This window comes from Polynucleobacter kasalickyi, assembly GCF_900176405.1.
Classification (GTDB): Bacteria; Pseudomonadota; Gammaproteobacteria; order Burkholderiales; family Burkholderiaceae; genus Polynucleobacter; species Polynucleobacter kasalickyi.
The window spans coordinates 80,469-86,553 of sequence record NZ_FWXJ01000012.1 but is presented as its reverse complement, the minus strand read 5'-3'; the positions used below and the strand labels follow the sequence as shown (position 1 = coordinate 86,553).

The 6,085-nt window shown below is 39.8% G+C and carries 6 protein-coding genes and 1 pseudogene; 4 read left to right on the top strand and 3 right to left on the bottom strand.

Going from position 1 to position 6,085, the window contains the following annotated elements:
* Positions 1–621, bottom strand: a pseudogene (locus tag B8983_RS14440) (IS30 family transposase); the annotation flags it as partial.
* 202 nt (positions 622–823) lie between these two features.
* On the opposite strand from B8983_RS14440, the gene B8983_RS11150 reads away from it, so the two are divergent.
* From B8983_RS11150 to B8983_RS11140, 3 genes are all read left to right on the top strand, one after another.
* Entirely contained in the window at positions 824–2,191 is a 1,368-nt protein-coding gene (locus tag B8983_RS11150) for an HD-GYP domain-containing protein (protein WP_084284905.1), read from the top strand.
* Positions 2,192–2,311: 120 nt separating this feature from the next.
* Positions 2,312–2,887, top strand: coding sequence for an IS607 family transposase (locus tag B8983_RS11145; protein WP_084284928.1), 576 nt, complete (start codon positions 2,312–2,314; stop codon positions 2,885–2,887).
* Entirely contained in the window at positions 2,880–4,511 is a 1,632-nt protein-coding gene (locus B8983_RS11140; protein ID WP_084284903.1) for an IS200/IS605 family accessory protein TnpB-related protein, read from the top strand. Before B8983_RS11145 ends, B8983_RS11140 begins: the two co-directional genes overlap by 8 nt.
* Before the next feature lie 21 nt (positions 4,512–4,532).
* Here B8983_RS11140 and B8983_RS11135 read toward each other — a convergent pair whose 3' ends face one another.
* Together B8983_RS11135 and B8983_RS11130 are read right to left on the bottom strand one after the other, a co-directional pair.
* Positions 4,533–4,733 carry a hypothetical protein gene (locus tag B8983_RS11135; RefSeq protein WP_084284901.1) on the bottom strand — a complete coding sequence of 67 codons (201 nt, stop codon included), beginning with the start codon at positions 4,731–4,733 and terminating at the stop codon, positions 4,533–4,535.
* A 137-nt stretch (positions 4,734–4,870) separates the two neighbouring features.
* Positions 4,871–5,794, bottom strand: a complete 924-nt coding sequence (locus tag B8983_RS11130; RefSeq protein ID WP_084284897.1) for an HD domain-containing protein — start codon at positions 5,792–5,794, stop codon at positions 4,871–4,873.
* A gap of 51 nt (positions 5,795–5,845) precedes the next feature.
* Here B8983_RS11130 and B8983_RS14400 point away from each other — a divergent pair, with 51 nt between their 5' ends.
* Positions 5,846–6,031, top strand: coding sequence for an ice-binding family protein (locus B8983_RS14400; protein WP_084284926.1), 186 nt, complete (start codon positions 5,846–5,848; stop codon positions 6,029–6,031).
* The last annotated feature ends 54 nt before the right edge of the window (positions 6,032–6,085 follow it).

Sequence of the window (6,085 nt, the reverse complement as noted above, 5' to 3'; positions counted from 1 at the left end):
GATGGCATTGCCTACTAGCTCGGAAGTTTTGTTCATTACCTTTCTAATTAAGGCATAACCGCTTTTCCGCTCAACGAGGGTAACAATAGCTTGCTGGTGGTTAGCGCCAATGACGGTATCACCCTCCCAATGACCAACCTGTGCTCTCTCCTCAATATAAGCAGGGCGTTCACTGATAGGCCTCCTAGCGATAATTTGTCCGCGACGTTCTTGACCGCTAGCATATCGTTTCTTGCGTTTCTTTTAGCAGCGCAGTTGTTTCCAAAGGAGTCCACCTGCAGCTTTGTCCTCGTATACATGGCGGTAAATGGTCTCATGACTAATTCCTACTTCGTCTGCGGTTTGTTCAGGGCTCCACTTATTATTGAGACAGTCTACCGTCTGAGACCATTGCTCAGCGGTAATTTGAGAAGCATTACGAGAGCCCAAAGAGCGCTCTTGGGCTAACAAACAGGCTTGTCGAGGTCGATAACCTCGACCACCCGTATTGCGAGCAATCTCTCGACTAATGGTCGATTTGTGTCGACCCAGCAACTCGGCAATCTGTTGTTTGTTTTTTCCGGCTGACATTAATATATAAATCTGATATCGTTCTTCTTGGCTAAGGTGTTTATAGTTCATGGCTACTTTGACTTGGAGGTCGAGAAGCTAAGATACTAAATCATCCTTAGCCTCCTTTCATTTTTCAAAGTTGCACTTCGTATTAGAATTCACCATGTATTACTGATAAGATAAATTGAAATTTTAAAAACCTATCGATAAAGAAAAGGTTTATGATTTCAGTTGTAAATTTCATCATAAGTGCCGTAAAAATAAAGAATAAATGAATTCAACAGCTTACATCATCTACACCATTTTCTTGTTTTTTGGAATGTTTTCATTTGCAGGAGCTGTTCTATTATTAGCGCAGTTCAAAAATGAGAGACCAGAATACGTCACTGCTTGGATTGTAGGCTCGCTTCTTCTTGGAGTAGCTACAGTCTTATTAGCAATGAAAGATTTTATACCCGAATTTTATTCCTACAGACTGGGAAACGGAGTTAATGCAGCTGGTAGTGTATATTTTTTATATTCCTGCTTATCTTTGTTGGGAAAAAAACTTCATTTTAAGGTAATTGCACTTCAAGCAATTTTAGTAACTATCATTTTTACGATGATTCTTGAAGTAGTTGGTCAGTTAATCGATATTAGATATCGGCCTGCAGTTGTTGCACTAAATGCATTCCTTTTTAATTTTTTCACGACGATTGTAATTTTTAAATACAATCAATTACGAAAAGTTCCCTTTTCATTTGTTCTAGGAATGACCTCCACTTTAATCTCCACTATTTGGTTTTTACGTTTCAATTTTGTAATGTTTTTTGGGGTTGGCTATGCGTTTGATGGAGGCTCGCTGAACTTAATAACCTTTACTCTCTTGCTGGTACTCTCTATCGCAAGATTTATGTTATTCATAGCGATGGTCACCTCGATAGAGTGGGGCAAAAAAGAGGACTTAATCACTGAAAACTACCTAATGAAAATTGAGTTGGCTCAGAAAAAAGTTAACCAAACTGAAACTCAGTATTTAGAAACTTTGAATGCTCTTGCTAAGGCGAGAGATGATGAGACTGGCAACCATATTATTCGCACGCAACATTATGTTCGATTACTATGTGAGCGTTTGCGATTAAGTCTCCATTATTTAAATCAAATTAACGATGAGTATATCGACTTACTGTTTCAAGCCGCACCCCTTCATGACATTGGTAAGATTGGTATTCCTGATCAAATATTATTAAAAAAAGGCCCGCTAACGGATAACGAGTGGACTGTCATGAAAACTCACACCTTAATTGGCGAGGCAGTATTAAGTTCAACCGAGTTACATAAAACAGAACAATCCAGTGTCATTTCAAAAGCTATAAAAATTGCAGGTGGACATCATGAAAAATGGGATGGAACTGGATATCCTCGTGGTTTAGCAGGACAAAATATCCCGCTAGAGGCCAGAATCATGTCGTTAGCTGACATGTATGATGCTTTAGTTAATAAGCGAGTTTACAAAAAAGCGTGGAGTCATGAAGATGCTGTAAAGGAAATTATTTCCAAGTCTGGCAATCAATTTGATCCGTTAATTGTTGAGGCATTTGTTGCTGAGCAAGCAAATTTTAATGCGATCGCGATTGAGTTCCGAGAGGAATCGACCTAAGTGAAAAATCCTCAAATTAATAAAACTCAATTTGAGGATTAGTGTTTAGATAAAATCAAAGGGTTGATAACTGTATAAAAAAACATTGTCTTTTATGATTCAATGTGCTATATTATTTTCATGAAATTAAGCGCTTGGGCAAAAACTAAGGGTATCTCTTATCGCAGTGCATGGAAAATGCATAAGAGCAATAAGTTGCCCGTGCGGTCAGAGCAGCTTCCAAATGGCACCATTCTTGTCTTTCCCGAGGACGAAAAAATAGAGCAAGCAGCTATCTATGCCCGCGTAAGTTCTGGCGACCAAAAGAAAGACCTAGACAGGCAGTTATTACGGCTTGTGGATTATGCAATCGAGCACAGAATCCTCATTGCCGAAAAAGTTAAAGAAGTCGGCTCCGGCATGAATGGCCAGCGCAAAGGATTGTTGCGGTTGCTGGCCAATAAAAATATCAACCTAATTATTGTCGAGCATCGCGATCGATTAACTCGATTTGGATTTAGTTATCTCGAGGCAAGCTTAAAGTCATCCGGTCGAAAAATTATCGTTGTTGATAGCACAGAAATACAAGACGATATCGTGCGTGATTTGCATGAAGTGATTGTCTCGATGTGCGCAAGACTTTATGGAAAACGCTCGGCTAAAAATAAAGCCGATAAAGCTATTCGTGCCATCAACAAAGACGTAGATAATGCTTAATTCGTCTATTTTTACGTATCAAACCCGCCTACAAAATCTTTCCATTGAAGAGATTGCTACGCTTGATAAATATTGCGCACTTCAAAGCAAAATTGAGCGCAAACTTTACGCCAAAATAAAAACTAATCCATCGAATCGCAACGAAATTAAGCGTCAATTGATTGAGCAATTCGGTATTTCTGGCAGAATGTTTAATAGCATTGCGATGACTTTAGACGGTAAGACAAAATCCATTAAGGAGCTTTTGCCAGGCTATATTGATAAGGCAAAGTCTGATATTGCGAAAAAAGAGATGCAAATTTCAAAAGTACTTGCTAAAAAGTCTTTGAATAAAAAGCAGCTTTTTAGCCTGCACCAAATGCAGCGAAGATTAGCCATTCTTCATCTTCGATTAGATCGTCTTACCAAGCAAAAAGAAGCTAAAGACTACGCCATTTGCTTTGGCACACGCAAACTCTTTCATGCGCAATACAATTTAGAAGCCCATGGTTATGCCAGTCATCAAGAATGGCAAACGGCTTGGCGAGCAGAGCGATCGAAGCAGTTCTTTGTGGTTGGCTCTAAAGACGAGAGTGCTGGCAATATGCTTTGCCAATTAAGCGAACAAGGTGATACGTTAACCATGAAGTTGCGATTGCCAGATAGCTTGAATCTTGGTAAGCATTTGAATATCTCAAAGATTGATTTTCAATACGGGAAAGATCAGATTCAAAAAGCATTGCGATCCTCACATAGAAAACAGCGAGAAGATGGTAAAGGCACAGTACGTGATGGCACCGCCCTATCTTATCGCTTTGTTAAGGATAAAAAAGGTTATCGGCTTTTTGTCTCTGTCGATGTCACCGCGCCAGAACTCCTGACGAATCGTAATTTAGGCGCTATCGGTATTGATTTGAACGCAGATCATTTAGCGGTTTCAGAAATTGACTATCGTGGCAATTGGATATTTAGCCAACGTCATGACTTACCTATTTTAGGTAAAACTTCTCATCAGGCAAGCGCTATGATTGGTGATGAAGTGGCTAAGATGATTGAATTGGCAACCATGAGCTGTAAGCCGATTGTGATTGAAAAGCTCGATTTTCAAAAGAAAAAGCGAGATTTCAACCAATACAATCCTACTGGTGCTCGTATGTTATCGAGCTTAGCGTATAACAAAATTTTACAAACCATTAAAGCTGCGGCCTTTCGAGCTGGTGTGGAAGTTATTGAAGTAAATCCAGCCTACACCAGCGTCATTGGACAAGTGAATTACGCGCAAGTTTATGGTTTATCGATTCATCTTGCATCTGCTATTGCAATTGCAAGGCGAGGTTTAGGCTTTTCTGAAAAGCTTGCTAGTCGCAACGGCCTTGTGCCAATTCGAAATGGTTCACATCTCACTTTCTCGCTACCTGTAAGGAATCGCAAGAAACATGTATGGAACCACTGGCAAGCGATTCGGAAGAGTGTCACAGCAGCGCACAAAGCGCATGCGCGGTTAGGGTTGTCAAAAACCAATCCTAAACCCCTAAGGTCAATTAGGCCCTTAGGCAGTTCATACTGCGTGTTAGGGACGCAATTCCCCTATGCGAGCCGTAGTTTACTGTTGGACGGCGACATTGACTCCACAATTCCTTATTAGGAATAAAAGTCAATTGATTTATCAACGGTGTCTAGTAACTAGGTAGCCATCAAATACTCCTTGACCATATACATCACAATAAATTTGTGGTTGTGAGCTGGATTGATCGCCACACACTCCAGCCAACTCCTGAGTACTAATGGCCATTGTCGTTCCTGATCCCGCGGCGGATGCAGCTGAAGAGATTAGCAATACTGTTAAGACGAGATTGATTTTTTTCATATTGAACTTTCTGATTAATTAGTTAAACCAATGAAGCTTCAGTCTAGAAAAAAATCGAAAGTTCGTCTGTCTGTTATCAAACAGTCTGTTAATAGCCTATTTGTAATCCCATTGAAGTTAAAAGAAATAACCTGGATTTAAACCAATTCAGATTGGACTTTTGCGATGGTCTTTTTTAATACAATGGGTAGTTGAAAGACTGCAGCATGAGGGCTAATAAATTTCAAATTTTCAAGAAATTTCAAATACCCTAGCAAATTTAATAGAGCTGCCGATTGCTGGGCATATAAATTTTCCCATTCTTCACTTAGCCTCTTCGTCAGCACGCGTCCTCTATTAGGCAGTACGCTTGATGTCACGTCGGCCTCTACGAGTAACATCGCCATACAATCAGTATGCGAAGGTGTTGTCCCCTCTAGGCGATTTACTAAAGGAATATATTGACTATGATCGGTAGCTAAAATCCACGGACTTAAGCTATTCATTACATCCTCGATTTGGAGGGTGTTGTAACCTTCTTTTTCGAGTAAGACTTGTAATAAATGAAGGCTATCTTTTTCTATCTCATAGGGATAAGAATTCATTCGTCCTGGATGCCCAAGATCGTGAGCAGCAGCACTAAGTAAAAGTAACCATTTCTCTCTGTGCGATGTTTGCCAGAGATGATGATTTCTGTCTTCTGGTTGTAGACTGGTTTCACAGGCAAGTAAACAGGTCACAATCAAGCATACATCCATCATATGGAACTTTGAATGATAGGCTGGTTCAGCTTTTAAAGAAGCTAGGTGATCAATCTTTGAGCCAATCTGAAGGATCATCGAAAGATAGGGGTTAGATTCGATTTGCCATCCTTGCCACAAAGAAGAGTTAATTAAAACTTCTAAGAAGCCACGCATTGAGGGGCTATTGTGGTCAATATACGCGAGGACTTCTTCTAATTGATAGGCATCGAAAAGTCGCATATCGTTTTTAAAAATAGCATTTAGATAGTCGTCAAGATTCAATTTTCCAGAATCTGAATCTCCTAGAGTGTGACCATCCGTTATTTTTAAATTTGACATAGTGAAGATTCTAATACGAAACCGCTCATCCTCAAATGTACAAAATAGACTATTGTTTCATCCCAATACGCAGTTGTTTGTGATAAAAGTAGGCTCACGGTTGGGGTAACTTCTACGTTTAATGGCATCATTTTAACCGGTACTGCTGTCACCGTTGGCGCAGACTCTAGCATCATCGGTAGATTGTTATCCCAAACTGCAATCACCATGGATCACAACGCCATTACAAATCCCTAAAATAGATCTCCAGTTGTCATTCAACTCCTCAAATTTGAGGAGTTTTTTTTCGTC